General features: G+C 59.2%; 16 protein-coding genes. 3 read left to right on the plus strand and 13 right to left on the minus strand.

Annotation, left to right across the window (positions count from 1 at the left end; all coding sequences use genetic code 11):
• Positions 1-89: 89 nt before the first annotated feature.
• From dusA to KI787_14255, 3 genes are read left to right on the plus strand one after another with little or no spacing between them, the layout of a single operon-like run.
• A complete protein-coding gene (gene dusA / locus KI787_14245; protein MBV6631112.1) occupies positions 90-1,130 on the plus strand; it encodes a tRNA dihydrouridine(20/20a) synthase DusA in 1,041 nt (346 codons plus the stop codon).
• Positions 1,108-1,722 (plus strand): peptidyl-prolyl cis-trans isomerase, encoded by a 615-nt coding sequence (locus KI787_14250; GenBank protein MBV6631113.1) that lies wholly within the window; start codon positions 1,108-1,110, stop codon positions 1,720-1,722. Before dusA ends, KI787_14250 begins: the two co-directional genes overlap by 23 nt.
• Entirely contained in the window at positions 1,719-2,501 is a 783-nt protein-coding gene (locus tag KI787_14255) for a UDP-2,3-diacylglucosamine diphosphatase (GenBank protein MBV6631114.1), read from the plus strand. Before KI787_14250 ends, KI787_14255 begins: the two co-directional genes overlap by 4 nt.
• Here KI787_14255 and KI787_14260 read toward each other — a convergent pair.
• From KI787_14260 to KI787_14320, 13 genes are all read right to left on the minus strand, one after another.
• Positions 2,490-3,302: a ferritin-like domain-containing protein gene (locus KI787_14260; protein ID MBV6631115.1), complete on the minus strand. Its 813-nt coding sequence runs from the start codon at positions 3,300-3,302 to the stop codon at positions 2,490-2,492. The two genes, KI787_14255 and KI787_14260, sit on opposite strands and share 12 nt — an antisense overlap.
• Positions 3,295-4,482: an O-succinylhomoserine sulfhydrylase gene (locus tag KI787_14265; protein MBV6631116.1), complete on the minus strand. Its 1,188-nt coding sequence runs from the start codon at positions 4,480-4,482 to the stop codon at positions 3,295-3,297. Before KI787_14265 ends, KI787_14260 begins: the two co-directional genes overlap by 8 nt.
• Before the next feature lie 15 nt (positions 4,483-4,497).
• Positions 4,498-6,018 (minus strand): amidophosphoribosyltransferase, encoded by a 1,521-nt coding sequence (gene purF, locus KI787_14270; protein MBV6631117.1) that lies wholly within the window; start codon positions 6,016-6,018, stop codon positions 4,498-4,500.
• A 4-nt stretch (positions 6,019-6,022) separates the two neighbouring features.
• Complete coding sequence (locus KI787_14275; GenBank protein ID MBV6631118.1) at positions 6,023-6,580, minus strand: CvpA family protein; 558 nt, start codon at positions 6,578-6,580, stop codon at positions 6,023-6,025.
• Positions 6,581-6,637: 57 nt separating this feature from the next.
• Positions 6,638-7,186, minus strand: coding sequence for an SPOR domain-containing protein (locus tag KI787_14280; GenBank protein ID MBV6631119.1), 549 nt, complete (start codon positions 7,184-7,186; stop codon positions 6,638-6,640).
• The gene (locus KI787_14285; GenBank protein MBV6631120.1) at positions 7,179-8,357 is read right to left on the minus strand and encodes a bifunctional folylpolyglutamate synthase/dihydrofolate synthase; all 1,179 of its coding nucleotides are present in this window, start codon (positions 8,355-8,357) and stop codon (positions 7,179-7,181) included. Before KI787_14285 ends, KI787_14280 begins: the two co-directional genes overlap by 8 nt.
• A complete protein-coding gene (gene accD / locus KI787_14290) occupies positions 8,350-9,249 on the minus strand; it encodes an acetyl-CoA carboxylase, carboxyltransferase subunit beta (GenBank protein MBV6631121.1) in 900 nt (299 codons plus the stop codon). The genes KI787_14285 and accD overlap by 8 nt, the downstream gene beginning before the upstream one ends.
• Positions 9,246-10,073, minus strand: a complete 828-nt coding sequence (trpA, locus tag KI787_14295) for a tryptophan synthase subunit alpha (protein ID MBV6631122.1) — start codon at positions 10,071-10,073, stop codon at positions 9,246-9,248. The genes accD and trpA overlap by 4 nt, the downstream gene beginning before the upstream one ends.
• Entirely contained in the window at positions 10,070-11,275 is a 1,206-nt protein-coding gene (trpB, locus tag KI787_14300; GenBank protein ID MBV6631123.1) for a tryptophan synthase subunit beta, read from the minus strand. The genes trpA and trpB overlap by 4 nt, the downstream gene beginning before the upstream one ends.
• Positions 11,275-11,937, minus strand: a complete 663-nt coding sequence (locus tag KI787_14305; protein ID MBV6631124.1) for a phosphoribosylanthranilate isomerase — start codon at positions 11,935-11,937, stop codon at positions 11,275-11,277. The genes trpB and KI787_14305 overlap by 1 nt, the downstream gene beginning before the upstream one ends.
• A gap of 13 nt (positions 11,938-11,950) precedes the next feature.
• The gene (gene truA / locus KI787_14310) at positions 11,951-12,733 is read right to left on the minus strand and encodes a tRNA pseudouridine(38-40) synthase TruA (protein ID MBV6631125.1); all 783 of its coding nucleotides are present in this window, start codon (positions 12,731-12,733) and stop codon (positions 11,951-11,953) included.
• A 9-nt stretch (positions 12,734-12,742) separates the two neighbouring features.
• The gene (locus tag KI787_14315) at positions 12,743-13,360 is read right to left on the minus strand and encodes a hypothetical protein (protein ID MBV6631126.1); all 618 of its coding nucleotides are present in this window, start codon (positions 13,358-13,360) and stop codon (positions 12,743-12,745) included.
• 68 nt (positions 13,361-13,428) lie between these two features.
• Positions 13,429-16,305, minus strand: a complete 2,877-nt coding sequence (locus KI787_14320) for a hypothetical protein (protein ID MBV6631127.1) — start codon at positions 16,303-16,305, stop codon at positions 13,429-13,431.
• Between the last annotated feature and the right edge of the window lie 7 nt (positions 16,306-16,312).

The following is a 16,312-nucleotide window of genomic DNA, read 5'->3' on the forward strand; positions in this document are numbered from 1 at the left end:
CTGAAGGTGACGCGGAGCCGAGCAAGGCCTAAACTGCGCCCCTTTCTCTGGCGCAATAGCTCTTAAACGCGCCAACCCAACCTCATTGCATGACTGACACCAAACCACCCCATATCGATGCCAGTCCCTGGCGCTTTAGTGTGGCCCCTATGATGGATTGGACCACCTCAGAGTGCCGGCAATTTCATCGCCTGCTCAGCAAGCGCGCCCGGCTCTACACCGAAATGGTCACCACAGGTGCGCTCCGCCACGGCGATGTACAGCGTCACCTAGGCTATCAGCCCGAGGAGCACCCACTCGCCTTGCAGCTTGGGGGCTCGGATAGCCAGGATTTAGCCTTCAGTGCCAGGCTCGCCGAAGACTACGGATATGCGGAAGTGAACCTCAATTGCGGCTGTCCATCGGACCGGGTGCGCAATGGGCGCTTTGGTGCTTGCTTGATGGCCGAGCCCGAGGTCGTCGCCGAGGCTGTCAGTGCCATGCAAGCCGCGGTGCGTATTCCAGTCACCGTCAAATGTCGCCTGGGTATTGATGAGCTGGACTCTGAAGAACATCTGCACCACTTTGTAGGCCAGGTGCACAGTGCAGGCTGTCACGTATTCATTGTGCATGCTAGGAAGGCTTGGCTGCAGGGGCTCAGTCCTAAACAGAATCGCGAGGTGCCGCCGCTGGACTATGCGCGAGTCGGTAGGCTCAAGCAGGCTTTCCCCGACTGCGTGATTGTGCTCAACGGCGGGCTGAGCAACCTGCAACAGGCCGAGGACGCCATGCGCGACTATGCCCTCGATGGTGTGATGCTGGGCCGCGCGGCTTACCAAAACCCCTGGTTACTCCACGCGGTCGATCAGCGCTTCTTTGCCGAAACACCTGTGCAAGGGGAACTGACCAATCCCTTGGATATTGCCCCTGGCCTACGGCAGCTGCTGCAGGCTATAGAAGAACAAGGCCGCCCACCGCGGCACTTACTACGGCATACTCTAGGCCTGTTTAATGGCCAGCCAGGGGCCAAACTTTGGCGCCGGCGCTTATCCCAGCCGCTGGCCAGCGGTGAGGGTTTATTGGCCTTGGATCAAGCACTAAACCACCTGAAGCAGGAATTATCGCGCCATGCTGAAACGGCTTTCTCTTAACGTTTTTGCTCTGATTTGCTGTATGACCACAACTGTTCACGCCGCCCAAGACCAAGTTCGCCTGGATACTTCCGAAGGCACCATTGTGGTCGAGCTATATACCGACAAAGCGCCGCGCAGCGTTGCGAACTTCCTGCGTTACGTCGATGCCGGATTTTACGACCAAACCATCTTCCACCGGGTGATCAGCGGCTTTATGGTGCAAGGCGGCGGTTACACCAGTACCTTCAGCCGCAAAGACACCTTGGAGCCAGTGGAGAATGAAGCCAACAATGGCTTAAGCAATACCCGCGGCACCTTGGCCATGGCACGTACTGCCGACCCACATTCGGCCACAGCCCAGTTCTTCATCAACCACGCCGATAATCCCTACCTCGACCATCGTAGTGAAACCATGCGGGGCTGGGGATATACCGTATTCGGTCAAGTCATCGAAGGCATGGATGTTGTGGATGCTATTGCCAGCTTGCCTACAGGGGCTAAAGGCCCGTTCCGTAGCGATGTCCCCGAACCCTTGGTTGTGATCAACACAGTCACTCGCGTTGCCACACCAGCCGAGGACCCGGCAACGGTCAACCCTACACCCGAGTGAGTGCGGAGCCGGGTTCGCTGTGTCGGCATTTTCTGGCCGACCTCCATCTAAGCCCTCAGCTTCCTGAGCTCACGCGGGCCTTTGTGGCCTACTTACGAGGCCCTGCCACGCAGGCCCAAGAGATTTATTTACTCGGCGATATCTTTGAATATTGGCTGGGTGATGACATCAGCATGCCGGAGCACACCGCGGTGATCCAAGCACTGTCGGATTTGCCCAAGACGACCCGGCGCTACTTTGCCGCCGGCAATCGTGACTTCCTGCTCGGCAAGACAATGGCGAAACGCTGTGGTTTTCAGATCTTGCCGCAGCCCTCGATACTCTCGGGTGAGCCACGCACGGTGGTGCTTCATGGCGACCAGCTGTGCACCTCCGATCGAGCCTATCAACGCTATCGTCGTGTGGTGAATCAGCCCTGGGTACAAAGCCTTTTCACAAGCTTGCCACGTCGCTGGCGTCAACAGATTGCGCGCCGTCTACGCTTACAGAGCCAAATGCGCCAACAACAACCTCAGATGCTCAGCCTCACCGATGCCAGCCCGGAGGCCGTTGATGCCCTACTTGCGCAAAGCGAAGCGGAGCTGATGATTCATGGCCATACTCACCGCCCCGCAAGCCATCAACATCCGCATGGTCGGCGTGAGGTTTTAACCGATTGGCGCCCAGGCCACCCGCAGACCTTTAGCTGGCTGGTCCAAGACCACCGCGGCCTGCACCGCGAATCGCTCAGCGCGCAGGCGGAGCCTGAACCCAAGCGGCACAGCCTCTCAGGAGAATGAGTCCGTCAGCTGCGCGAGCCCTTCATACTCAGCGCGCTGAAAACCCGCTTCGGCCCTAGCCTGATGGTTAAAAGGCCCAGGGCTTTGAAAACCAGGCAAATACTTGGCGACCAGAGCGTGAAAGGTCTGCAAACGCGGCAACTTGCGCTGCGTGCATAAGTGGGCATACCAGCGACTGCCAATGGCAACATGGCGCACTTCTTCGCGCAGAATCACGTCCAGTATGGCCACCTCTTCCTGCGCACCGACCTGCGCTAAGCGCGCCATCATGGGTGGGGTCACATCCAAACCCCGCGCTTCCAATACTCTGGGCACCAAGGCCATGCGCGCCAGCACATCATGCGCCGTTTTTTGCGCAGCCTCCCATAAGCCATTATGCGCCGGTAGATCCCCATAACCAGCGCCTAGACATTGCAGACGCTGCTCTAGCATTTGGAAGTGACGGGCTTCGTCCACCGCCACTGACCACCAATCTCGACTAAAGCTCAAAGGCATATCTGGCCCAAAACGGATGAGGGCATCTAAGGCCAAGTTGATGGCGTTGAACTCTATATGTGCCACGGCATGCAGTAGGCCAATGCGCCCCTCCACACTCCCCAGCCCCCGCCGCGGCACTTGGCGCGGCGAAATGAGTCGCGGGTGCTCCGGCCGCCCAGGCTCCAGACCGAGCGCAGCTCTGAGTGGTGGATGCTTGGGCTCAGGCAAGGCCAAAGTCGCTTTTAGCTTGGCATGTGGATCGCAGATTTGCCAGGCCTGCTGATAAGGGCACTCGCCCGCCACACCTTCTGCCGCCTCAGCCACTTTGCTCCAGCGCCTGAGCAAAGTCCTCGCGCAGGTCCTCAACGTGTTCTAGGCCAATGGACAGCCGAACCAGGCCATCATTGATTCCGGCCGCCGCTCGCGCTTCCGGGCCTATACGGTAATGCGTGGTACTTGCCGGATGGGTCACCGTGGTCCTGGCGTCACCGAGGTTGGCGGTGATGGAAACCAGCTTACAGGCGTTGATAAAAGCATAGGCTTGAGGCTGACCACCGGCCAGCTCTATGGCCATGATGGCTCCATGCGCGCTTTGCTGACGATTAGCCAGTACATGTTCGGGATGACTGCTCAACCCCGTGTAATGCACTTGATTGACGCCAGGCTGCTCCTGAAACCAATGTGCAAGATCTTGAGCATTACGGCTGTGTGCCTGCATACGTAGATCGAGCGTTTCCAAACCCTTGAGGAATACCCAGGCGTTGAAGGGCGACATGCTCGGACCAGCGCTCCGCAAGAAGCCAAATATCTTCTCCCCTACACGCTGCGGGTCACCCACCACGGCACCACCCACACAGCGCCCCTGCCCGTCCAAAAATTTGGTCGCAGAATGGATCACCAAATCGGCTCCCCAGTTCAGCGGGCGCTGTAAAGCCGGGGTGCAAAAGCAGTTATCCACCACAAAGGTCGCCTGATGCGAGCGAGCTACGGCAGCCAGAGCCCGCAGGTCAGAGACTCGGCAAAGAGGGTTGGTCGGGGTTTCGACCAAGAACATTTTGGTGTTGGGCTGACACGCGGCCTCCCAGGCAGCAACGTCCGTAGGATCGACCAGGTCCACCTGTACACCAAAGCGCGTGAGATGGTTCAGCAAAAAACCCGTTGTCGAGCCGAATAAACCCTCGGCGGCCAACATATGGTCCCCGGCATTGAGCAATGCAAAACAGGTGCTCATCACTGCTGCCATGCCCGACGCGGTAGCCACGCAGTGGCTGCCCCCTTCCATCGCGGCCAAGCGCTGCTCGAAGGCCTGTACAGTGGGATTGGTAAAGCGCGAGTAGATAAAACCCTGCTCTTGCCCGGAAAAGCGTGCTGCGGCTTCTTCAGCACTGGCAAACACAAAGGACGATGTCGGGTGAATGGCAGCGGAGTGCTCGCCCCACTCTGATCGCTGATCAGCCGCGCGAATACCTAATGTTTGCGGGCGCCATTGGCGGTCCTTGCTCATGGCTGCGGGCTCCTGCTAACTAGAGCCAACATCGTGCATGCCAACCAACTTGCTAGGACCGGACTCTGGCCGTTGACGGCGCGCGCTATCGTTGCGGAATAACTCCAGCTGATCCAGGTACTCGTTGTCGATGTCTGCGGTGGGGTACTGACCACTGAATACCGAGTCCTCAAAATCTTCAATTTCGGTGCGGTGGTGGCGTACAGCCTCTTTCAACGCATCCAGGCTTTGGTAGATGAGCTTGTCGGCTCCGAGCTCGGCTGCTATTTCATCCACGCTGCGGCCATGGGCGACCAGCTCTGTGGCGGATGGCATATCGATACCGTAGACGTTGGGATAGCGTACTGGCGGCGCTGCGGAGGCAAAGTACACCCGCTTGGCTCCGGCATCACGCGCCATCTGAATAATTTCTTTGGAGGTGGTGCCGCGGACAATAGAGTCGTCCACCAGCAACACGTTTTTACCCGCGAACTCGAGGCCAATGGGGTTGAGCTTCTGGCGGACAGATTTTCGTCTTAAGGCCTGCCCCGGCATGATGAAGGTTCGACCGATGTAGCGGTTCTTGATAAACCCTTCCCGGTACTTCAGGCCCAAATCATTAGCCAGCTGCATGGCAGCTGTACGGCTGGTGTCGGGGATGGGGATCACCACATCGATATCGTGATCTGGCCACTCATTCTCGATTTGCCGGGCCAATTGCGTGCCCATGCGGAGCCGCGCCTTGTACACATAGATGTTGTCCAGCACCGAGTCCGGGCGAGCGAGGTAGACATGCTCAAACAGACAGGGGCGGTAAGGCCCGGGTTTGATGCATTGGCGCTTGCTGAAAGTGCCGTCGAAGCGGATGGCGATCGCCTCCCCAGGCGCAATATCATCTATCCGCTCAAAGCCCAGTGTGTCCAAAGCAACGGACTCGGAGGCAATAATGTACTCATCACCACGCTCCGTACTGCGTTTGCCGTACACCGCAGGTCGAATGCCCATAGGGTCACGAAAACCCACCACGCCAAAGCCGTTAATCATGGCCACGCAGGCGTAGGCACCGCGCGCCCGTTGCCCTAATCGACGGATGGCTGTGAAGACCGCGTCTTCATCGACATTTAGTCCGCCGGTATGGGCCAGCTCGGTCGCGAGCACATTGAGCAACACTTCGGAATCAGAACTGGTATTGAGATGCCGCCGATCCTCTAAGAACAATTGCTCACGCAGTTCATCAGCATTGGTGAGGTTGCCGTTATGCGCGAGCACGATGCCGTAGGGAGAGTTCACGTACAAAGGCTGAGCCTCAGCAGAAGAACTGCAACCCGCAGTCGGATAACGGACATGGCCAATCCCGGCTGCTCCCTGCAGGCTGAGCATATGCTCCTTGCCGAAGACATCCCGGACCAAGCCATTAGCCTTACGCAAGAAGAACTCACCCTTATCCCAGGTCATAATGCCTGCGGCATCCTGCCCACGATGTTGCAGAACTGTAAGAGCGTCGTAAATGGATTGATTAGCGGCGCTATGCGCCACCATGCCAACGATTCCACACATGGGATCAGGGCTCCTGGGGGGCTGGAGAAGGACTGGGGCTCATGGCCGGCATCAATGACGCCGTCGTCGGGCGCTGCGGCAACCAACCAGGCGGCAGTTGTTCCGCCACCCAATCGGCCAAAATTTCAAATTGCGACACCATGACGCTGCGCTGCCACCATGGCTCCTGAGGCATCGGTGTTTGCCTGGCCAGCAATACCAGTGCCGTGACAATGACCGCACCGCGCAATAGCCCGAATAACAGACCCAAGCTGCGATCCGTGCCCTGCAAATGGGTGCGGTTCACGAGCAGAGTCAGTAAATGAGAGATGACGGCGCCGGCAATCAACACGCCAATAAAAACACCGGCATACGCCGCACCAAGGCGCGCCGTCGGCGAATCGATAGAGGAAAGGAATTGCTCCGCAACCGCCGGCCCCAGGCGAATGGCCACCCACACGGCGATGATCCACGATGCCAAGGAAAACACTTCCTTAACAAAGCCGCGGAACAGGCCAATGAGCAGCGACACCAATAAGATGCCGGCGATCAGGGCATCTACCCAGACCAGCGAGTCAGTCACAGTGCAAAGCGGTCGTCACTAAGCCGTCATTTTAGCGCAGCCTGCGCGGGAAGCGAATCATTCACGGCTGAGCAGCAAAGATTGAATGCGAAATTGCATGTTCAGGCGCGCAGCCAAGGACTCCGCCTCACGGCGAGTACCCGCCAGCTCCAAGCGCACCCGCCACACACTGCGCCCGCCTGCATCGTTTTGGACCACCTTTGGATTGAGGCCTTCTTTGCGCAAAGCCTGCACGAATCGCTGCGCCGATTGAGCGTCGGTGTAGCTGGCTAGCTGTAGTGTCCAACGTTGTGCCCCTACCGGCGGCTCAGTGGCTACTGGTGATGGTGCTACGCGCCTCGTTGCAGCGGGTGCGGGCTGGGTCGGCCGTGGACTTGGTCGCACAATAGGCGTAGGACTGGGCCGGACTGGCTGCGCGACAGCGACCTGCGGACCCGGACTAGGCGCAATGCTAGGCCGCACCACAACAGGTCGACTGGAGGCATAACGGCTGCGTATGGTGCTCCGTGGATCGACCGGATCACCAAATAGCAGCGGAAAACTGACCACTCCTACTATGGCGAATACCGCAGCACCAACCCAGCGCGCCCGGTGTTGCTCATCCAAGTCCACTCATCCCCAGCGTTACAAACGAGCCGCACATGATAATTCGTAGCGGCTGCGGATGAGCGTGCGCAGCGCTTTCGGCTGCGGACAGGGCCTGTTGCGGATGCGCAAAACAGCGAACCGGCACCCCTTCGGCGCAGTGCAGACGCAAATCCTCGGCAAGGCTCCCGCGTGGCGCAGGTAGGTCTGTCAGGAACACTTGCTCTGCCTGCGCGGTCAATGCTGGCAACATTGCGGCCACGTCTTTATCGGCCTGCACCCCGCAAATTACCCAGGTGGGCATGTCCGGCCGGTGCCTAAGCCGCTCCAGCAAGCGCTGCACAGCCTCCAGATTATGGGCCACGTCCAACACTAGCTCACCATAATCTCGAGACCGAATTTCCATTCGCCCTGGAATGCTCAGGCGGCTGAAAACATCTTCGACCTGCGCCGAACTGAGGCGCCAACCCAGCACATCTGCTGCGCAGACAGCCGCGCCCAACGACAAATGTGGCAGATCACCCTCGCTACGCAGGGCATAGTCACGCCCTGCCAGCCAAACCGGACCAGCTTGTATGGCATGAATGGATGGAGCGTAGTACTCCCATGTCTGCGGGTCCGCCACAACCACCGGCCGCGCACGCCGGCATACTCCGGCCTTTTCCTTGGCAATCAGGTCCAGGCTGTGGCCCAACCATTCCTGATGATCTAAGCCCAATGAGCACAATATGGCAGCATCGGCATCCACGATATTAGTCGCGTCGAGGCGGCCACCTAAGCCCACTTCCAGCAGCACGACATCCGGCCGAAGCTGCGCCGCAATGTACAGCGCTGCCAGGGTGCCAAACTCGAAAAATGTGAGTGGCGTTTGTCCTCGAGCTGCCTCGATAGCGGCGAAAGCGGTGCACAGAGATTCATCGCTGACGGGCGCCCCATCCACGCAAATACGCTCGTTGTAACGATACAAATGCGGCGAGGTGTAACGGAGTGTGCGCTTTCCCGCTGCTTGTGCCAGCGCGTCCAAGGCATGGACGCAGCTGCCCTTGCCATTGGTGCCGGCCACAATCACGATCTGCGACGGAAGACGCAGGCCAAGCGCCGCAAACACACTGCGAACGCGCTCCAGGCCTAGGTCAATCTCTGCGTTGTGTAGGTCTTGTTGATACGCCAGCCAGGAGGCAAGATCAGGCAAGGCGAGCTGGCTCCGCAGTCGAGGAAGGCACATCCAAAGCCGGGCGATGCATGAGCACTCCTAGCAACTGGATCAGCGTGTCGCGGGCTTCGCGGCGGTCACATATCAGATCGATGGCGCCATGTTCGAGCAAAAACTCCGCGCGCTGGAAGCCTTCAGGCAGGGTTTCACGCACGGTCTGCTCGATCACCCGCGGGCCAGCAAAGCCAATCAAAGCACCGGGTTCGGCCATATTGATATCACCCAGCATGGCTAATGAGGCGCTCACACCACCCATGGTGGAATCGGTGAGCACCGAAATGTAAGGCAGACCCGCTTGACTCAGACTGGCTAGAGCCGCACTGACTTTAGCCATCTGCATGAGGGAGAGCAGCGCCTCCTGCATGCGTGCGCCACCCGATGCGGCAATACAGACCAGTGGCGCGCCAGCATCGATCGCGGCTTTCACGGCGCGGGCGAATTTCTCCCCCACCACACTGCCCATGGAGCCACCAATGAAGCTGAACTCGAAAATGGCCAGCACCACACGTTGCCCACCCATGGATCCTTTAAAAACGATGAGGGCCTCTTTTTCCTGAGACACCTTTTCCGCTGCGGACAACCGATCCTTATATTTCTTCAGGTCTCGGAACTTCAGAGGGTCGCTAGAACGCAGGCCTGCTGCGAGTTCTTCACGACCATCTTCGTCAAGCAGTAGCTCCATGCGCCGCCGGGCGCGAATTGGGTGATGCGCACCACACTTAGGGCACACCTCACAGTTGCGCTCCAACTCGGCGCGATAAAGCATGGCGCTACAGGACTTACATTTGGCCCACAGCCCTTCAGGCACGTTATGCCGGGAATCACGCGCCGTCGCGATACGCGAGGGCATGATTTTTCCCAACCAACTCATGCGGCCTGCCTGGCGCGATCGATACCAGAACGCAGCTCACGGGCTGCTAATTCCAGCTTCGCTGCCATTTGCTCGGTATCGTCACCATTGCTGGCAGCATCGGCGATGCACTGTACCAATGCGCTGCCGACGACGACGCCATCTGCTACGTCCGCCACTTGGGCCACCTGATCTGCCGTTCGAATCCCAAAGCCTACAGCCAGCGGCAGCTCAACGGTACCGCGCAATTCCGCTAGACGACTGGCGACGGCAACACTATCCAAGGCGGCACTGCCAGTCACCCCTTTAAGGGACACGTAATACAAATAGCCACTTCCGTAACGGCTCATCTGTCCGGCCCGCTCCAGGCTAGTGGTTGGCGACATCAAAAAGATGCAGTCCAGGCCCTGGCCCTCCAGTGCGGGCTGCAAGCTATCCCATTCTTCGACGCTAAGATCCACAGCGAGCACGCCGTCCACACCCGCTGCAGCGGCCTGCTCGGCAAAGCGCTCTGCTCCCATGCTCTCAATGGGGTTGAGGTAGCCCATGAGCACCACAGGAGTCTGCGCGTCCTGCTGCCGGAATTCACGCACCATGTCGAGTACGCCGCGCAGATGCGTTCCCGCGTTCAATGCCCGCTCACAGGCCAATTGGATAGTCGGGCCATCCGCCATGGGATCGGAAAATGGCACACCCAACTCAATGACATCAGCGCCACCGCGAACCAAGGCGTGCATCAATGCCACCGTGTGCTTGGGGTGTGGATCACCCGCCGTTAAGTACGGCACCAAACAGGCTCGATTGTTGCCCTTGCATGCGGCAAACACCTGCTGGATACGACTCACAACTCCCACCCTTCCATGCGTGCGATCGAGTAAAGGTCTTTGTCACCGCGGCCTGAGAGGTTAATCACAATGCTTTGATCCTTGCGCATCGTTGGCGCCAACTCCATCACGTGGCCAATGGCATGGGCGGTTTCCAAAGCGCAAATAATCCCTTCGGTGCGCGTGAGCAGATGAAAACCCGCCATCGCTTGGGCATCTGTTGCCGCCACATACTCGGCGCGCCCGCAATCCTTCAGCCAGGAGTGCTCAGGGCCCACGCCAGGGTAGTCCAAACCAGCGGACACGGAGTGCGTCCCGGCCACTTGGCCATTGTCGTCTTGCATTAAATAGGTGCGATTGCCATGCAAGATGCCTGGACGGCCCGCCGTGAGCGGCGCTGCATGGCGGCCCGTTTCCACACCATCACCGCCTGCCTCCACGCCAATCATGCGCACACCAGCATCGTCAATGAAGGGATGAAACAAACCGATCGCATTCGAGCCGCCACCAACGCAGGCCATGACGACGTCCGGGAGTTGCCCGGTCATCTCCAGCATCTGAGCACGCGCTTCACGGCCCATGACGGATTGCAGTTCACGCACCATCTCTGGGTATGGATGCGGGCCCGCACAGGTCCCAATGATGTAGAAGGTATCGTCAACATTGGTCACCCAATCACGCAGGGCCTCGTTCATCGCATCCTTGAGAGTGCGGGTGCCGCTGGTGACGCCGACGACCTCCGCCCCCAGCAGCTTCATTCGATAGACGTTGGGTTGCTGCCGTTCGATATCGGTTTCGCCCATATAAACGATGCATTCAAGCCCGAGCCGCGCTGCGACGGTAGCGCTAGCCACACCATGCTGACCGGCTCCGGTCTCCGCGATGATGCGCGATTTTCCCATATGCCGAGCTAACAGCGCCTGGCCGACAGTATTGTTAATTTTGTGAGCCCCAGTGTGATTCAGATCCTCCCGTTTCAGGAAGATCTGCGCACCACCGAGTTCATCGGACAGCCGTTTAGCGTGGTAGAGCGGGCTTGGTCGTCCCACATAATGCGCGAGATCATCGTCCAGCTCGGCACGAAACGCGGAATCCGCCCACAGTTCACGCCAGTTCGACTCCAGCTCACTGAGCGGGCCAATCAGCGTTTCCGCCACAAAAGATCCGCCGTAGGGGCCAAAGTGGCCGGGGCGAGAATCTGCGGTCTGGGGGGAGCGATTCATCATGAAGAAGTCTCGTTAACTGGAGTGTTGACTGCCGCATCCGCCAAACGGACAGCAGCCGCGAAGTCCACCATTTTACGGGCAGATTTGATCCCTGGATGCTCTTCGATCCCACTACTGAGGTCTATACCCCAGGGATGATGTGTGCGAATGAGCTCGCCCACGTTGTCAATGCGCAGACCACCGGCGATCAGACTTTGCGCCGGCAGCTCAGGAATCTGCGCCCAATCGAAACGATGACCACTGCCACCGCTAGCATGGGCGCCGCCGTGACTATCGGCCAACCAAAATGCCGCGCGGCCCGCATGGTCGGCCTGGAAGGCCGCCGCCTGCTCTGGGTTACCCATCGGCAGTGCCTTGATATACGGCAGGCCAAAAGCGGCGCAGAAGTCCGCGCTTTCGCGGCCATGAAATTGCAAATAATCCGGCTGCACCTGGTCCAAGACGGTATGGACCTGCGCCGCATCTGGGTCCATAAACAAAAACACCGTATGGGTTAACGCCGGCCGATGTTGCAACCAGCTTTTGACCTCCTTGGCCGCGACCGCACGTTTACTCTTGGGGTGGAATACAAAACCCACCGCATCTATGCCCAACTGCCCACAAAGCTCAAGGTCTTCTGGACGGGTGAGACCACAGTATTTAATGCGCGTGCGCGCCATGCGCGGGCTCCGATCAGATAGGTATTCGCAATTCTGGCGCTGCAGGCAGCGCAAATTCATCTGGGTATTGTGCCGCAACAAAATAAAGCCCGCCGGGCGCAACCGTAGGGCCAGCGGCACAACGGTCACGCGAGGCCAAGACATCGTCCACCCAGTCCACGGCACGTGCACCCCGACCTACCTCGATCAAGGTGCCTACAATGTTGCGCACCATGTTGTGCAAGAACCCGCCAGCCTCGATATCGAGCATGAGCCAGCAGCCTACACGCTGCAGGGTAATACTATGCACGGTCTTCACTGGGGTTTTGGCTTGGCAGTCGCGTCCGCGAAAGGCTGAGAAATCATGTTGGCCCTGGAGGCGCCTTGCGGCCTCCTGCATCGCCCGCGCATCTAAGGGGCGAGGTTCATATAGACAGCGCCCATGCCAGGTCGCCCGCCGGGCTGGAGCATTCAGAATCACATAACGATAACGTCGCGATATGGCCCGGAATCGGGCATCGAAGTCCTCGGCGACCGGCCCAATCCACTGCAAGCTGATATCGCTGGGGAGATGGGTATTCGTGCCCAACAACCAGCCCCGAGCGCTGCGAACGGCGTCGGTCTCAAAGTGCACAATTTGGCCCAGAGCATGGACGCCCGCATCGGTACGCCCGGCGCAGCGCAAACCAATCGCATGACTAGCCACCTGAGCCAGTGCCTGCTCCAAACACGCCTGCACACTCCGCAAGCCTTGCTGGCTCTGCCAACCTACAAAATCGCGACCGTCGTATTCGACCATCGCCGCCCATTTCGCCATGCTCGCGTATTACCCAGCCTTAGACACCATCACAGTCGCTGCCATCGCGACCACGGAGAACAGTGGCACAGACCACACCAATGGGCTGGAATGATACTCAACCTGTATGGGCCTATGACTGCGCAGGCTAATCTCTTGGCTTTCCAGTTCCCAGCACAAGGCTGCCAAGGCATCGATAGCTCCCTTCCAGCCGCCCCCACGGGGGCGCGACAGTAGCTGACGGCGCATGTCTTGGGCTTGTTCCAGAGCCAAAGCCAACATCGCCGCCACGCGCTGGGGTTGCAGTCGCAGCACAGCCAGTGGACGAAACAAGGCAGCCAAAGCGGCAATACGTTGATCTAGCGACAAGGGTTCGAGTACGGCCACCACGCTCAGAAGCAATGTCAGCAGCACTACGCCCTGGCGCAGACCCGCTTGAGCCAACTCCCAACGAAGCTCATTCGGACTGCTCAGCACGGTCACGCCATGCAAAATGAGTAGTGCCAGCAAAAACCAACGCAGGCTCACAATGCGCGCGAAGAACACTGGCCATAGCTGCGAACGGCGTCCCTGCACGTAAACCGCCCAGGCCAGCCCCAGAAGCAAGGCTTGCGGCAGACTGGCCCAAGCACTGGCCATGGCGGTCATTAAGATTTGGACGCTGCCCACCAAGCCACGTACCGGGCCACGAGCGAGGCGGGACGTCTTTCCTGAACTCAGCCTAATTGCTCCAGCATGGATTTCGCCTCAGATTGCTGTTCCGCAGAACCGCGTAGAGCCACTTCATCTAAGAGCGAGCGCGCCATGTCCAGTTCGCTCATATCGATGTAGGCCCGCGCCAAATCCAGCTTGCCGGCCATGTCATCGCCGGTACTCACCACCTCGTCATGACTCACGACGGATGTGCTCTCGTCACCGGAATCGTCTAGTTCGGGCTCCCCCTCCATACTCAAGCTGTCATCGTCAGCGATGGCGCTGTCATCCAGCTCGAACTGGTCCAAGCTGAGCTCCATATCAGCGGAGTCGGTATCAGCAACATCGCTCATGGCAGCGTTGTCCTGCTGTTCCAAGTCCAGATCAAAGCCTTGTTCTTCGGTGTCGTCGGTTTGCAGGTCGTCCAGGGAAAAATCTACATCTTCCAGGGCGCCATCCGAAAGATCGTCATCCGACAGCTCTTCGCCAGACAGTCCTTCGGCAGCCTGCGAAAGGCTTTGTATGTCATCTGTTAATTCCAGATCTGGCGCGGCGTCAGCTTCCAGGTCTGAGAGCGAAAACTCCTCCGAAGACTCTGCGTCGTCCAGCGGCTTAGAAAGCGCATCCGCTCCAAATTCCTCATCTAGGCTGGCTGGCTGCGCTTCAGACTCCACCACCGCTGAGGGCTCAGCCGGTACGTCGCTGTCTAGGTCAAAGTCAATGATGTTGCCGGTGTCGGTTTGATCCGGCTCTGGAGCATTCGGCGTGTCCGGAGCCTCTGGAAGCTCGAACTCCACCACATTGCCATCTTCGCCAGGCGTCTCTTCGACCAATGTGCGCTCTGTATCGGACTCAGAGCTATCCAGGCTCAACTCCTCGTCCTCGCCCTCGTCCAGAGGCGCCGACGCCTCCTCGAGGGAGAGGTCCACCGTATCCGTGTCGACCTGCTCAGAAACAGAGTCCATGGCTTGAGACTCTGGCTCGGCAGCGGTTGTCGCAAAGTCAGACGAGGACGATTCTGCTTCCGGCAAATCCAAAGAGCCCAGTTCTTCAGCCTCGGCGCTGTCCGCAGACGCAAACAAGGCCGCAGCGGGCAGCAATTGTGAACCCCATTCGCTAATCCGCGGCCAGGCAGCGGACTCGGGGCGGTTCAGATGGACCTCACTGGCCAAGGCCTCAAAGGCTTGGGTGTTACCGCTGGCGAAATATGTTTCAGCCAACTTCTCAATCAGGTCATCGCGTTCGGGCTGAGCCTCTCTGGCCTGAACCAACACCCGCTCTGCCTCATCGTAAAGACCATAGGCAATATGAAAATCAGCCTCGGCGATGGGGTCGGCGACCCCATCGTCCAAGCCATCCATAGCCTCATCATCAGAATCGGTGAGCGGCGCAGCATCTAAGGACACCGACTCCAAAGCCTCACCCTCATCTTCCGCTTGAGCCGTACCGACCGGGGCGGCAAAGGCGTCCTCCATCGGCCGGGCTTGGCCCACATCATCCGCAGGCGCAGCGCTAGAAGCCAAGGCTTCTTCGTCACGACCCCAGGGGCGCTTGCGTAACAGCAACAGCAAGAACACCAAGATCAGCGCCGCAGCACCTAACCACACCCACAAGGGCATTTTCTCTACAGCCGCAGAATCCGCTTGGGATGGCGGCGTAGTGGCTGCAGTGGCATCAGCAGACTCATCCAAAAAGGACTCTTCCAACAAATCGTCGGTATCTGCAGTCATCGACTCCGCCGGGCTCTCAAACTCGGACGCCGACACAGCCTGCGCCGAGTCAGCATCCGCCGAAGCCGTCTCGTCTTTTGCCGGCCCGGCGCCAGCAACCACCGCGGCCGTCGGGGCCGGCGTGACCTGCGTCACCCGCGTCGGTGTAGGGGCGCGGGTTGCAACTGGCTCAGAGCGGAGCACCTCCCGAGGCGGCGGCGTAATTGGAACGCCCGCAGCAACATCAAGCTGCTCGCCACCTAACAAGCGTTTAGCCTGACCCTCAGAGACGCGCTGCATCGTCGCGACACTCGGCACCGTCAAGCGTGCACCACGCAGGAGCTTGTCTGGAGAGCCGGCGAAAGCCCTGGGGTTGTTTTGATACAAGGCCCAAGCCGCCTGCGAGACACCAACGCTACTCGCACCGGCAATATCTGCGGCAATGGCGAATAAGTTTGCTCCAGGGCGAACACGCAATACCTCGCCTGGTTGCGTGCCCCTAACGATGGGCTCGTTACCCCGAGCTGAAGTGGGAATGCGCCGCTGGTCAGCGGAATCAACGATTGGGCTATTGCCGAGTACCGCTTCGCCTGTAGCGAGGCTAGGCACTGACGGGGGCGGCACGGCCATCTGGCGCTCGGCCGCAGTGTCCACCCCGCGCACAGTCGGCGTGGCGACCTCAGTCCGCGCAGGCGCTGGCACCTGAGCCTGCGCAGGCAGCGCGGACTGGGCCTGCTCTTCAACGGGAAGCGCAGTAGGCGCCGGGCTTGGCTGAGCGACAACCAAGGGTGCTGGCGCGGCCTGTGCCGGATCCAAGAGCAGCGTGTACTCGCGCAGCAAACGCCCCTTGCTGGTGCCGATATCGAGAACCAAAATGACATAGGGCTCTAGCCAGGGTCGCTGGCCGCGGACGCGGATTCTCAAGTTGTCCGGCGCCTGTCCCTCGATGGCAAAGCGCAAATCACTGGCGGCAACAGACCGCTCTAAACCCAACTGGGCATAAATATCCGCAGATGCCACGCGCACCTGAAGGTTGGCTGCTTCAGCTGCAGATACATCACTAATGCTCAGCACTGCCTCCAGGGGCTCATTTAAGCGCGACTGCGTTTGAATATCTCCGGTGCGCAGAGCCCACCCGGGCAAGCACACCAAAGTGAGCATGGAAACCAGAAACCAGCGTGTCATCGTCATCCTCAAA

Origin of the sequence: Oceanococcus sp. HetDA_MAG_MS8 (genome assembly GCA_019192445.1) — a bacterium.
Taxonomy (GTDB): domain Bacteria; phylum Pseudomonadota; class Gammaproteobacteria; order Nevskiales; family Oceanococcaceae; genus MS8.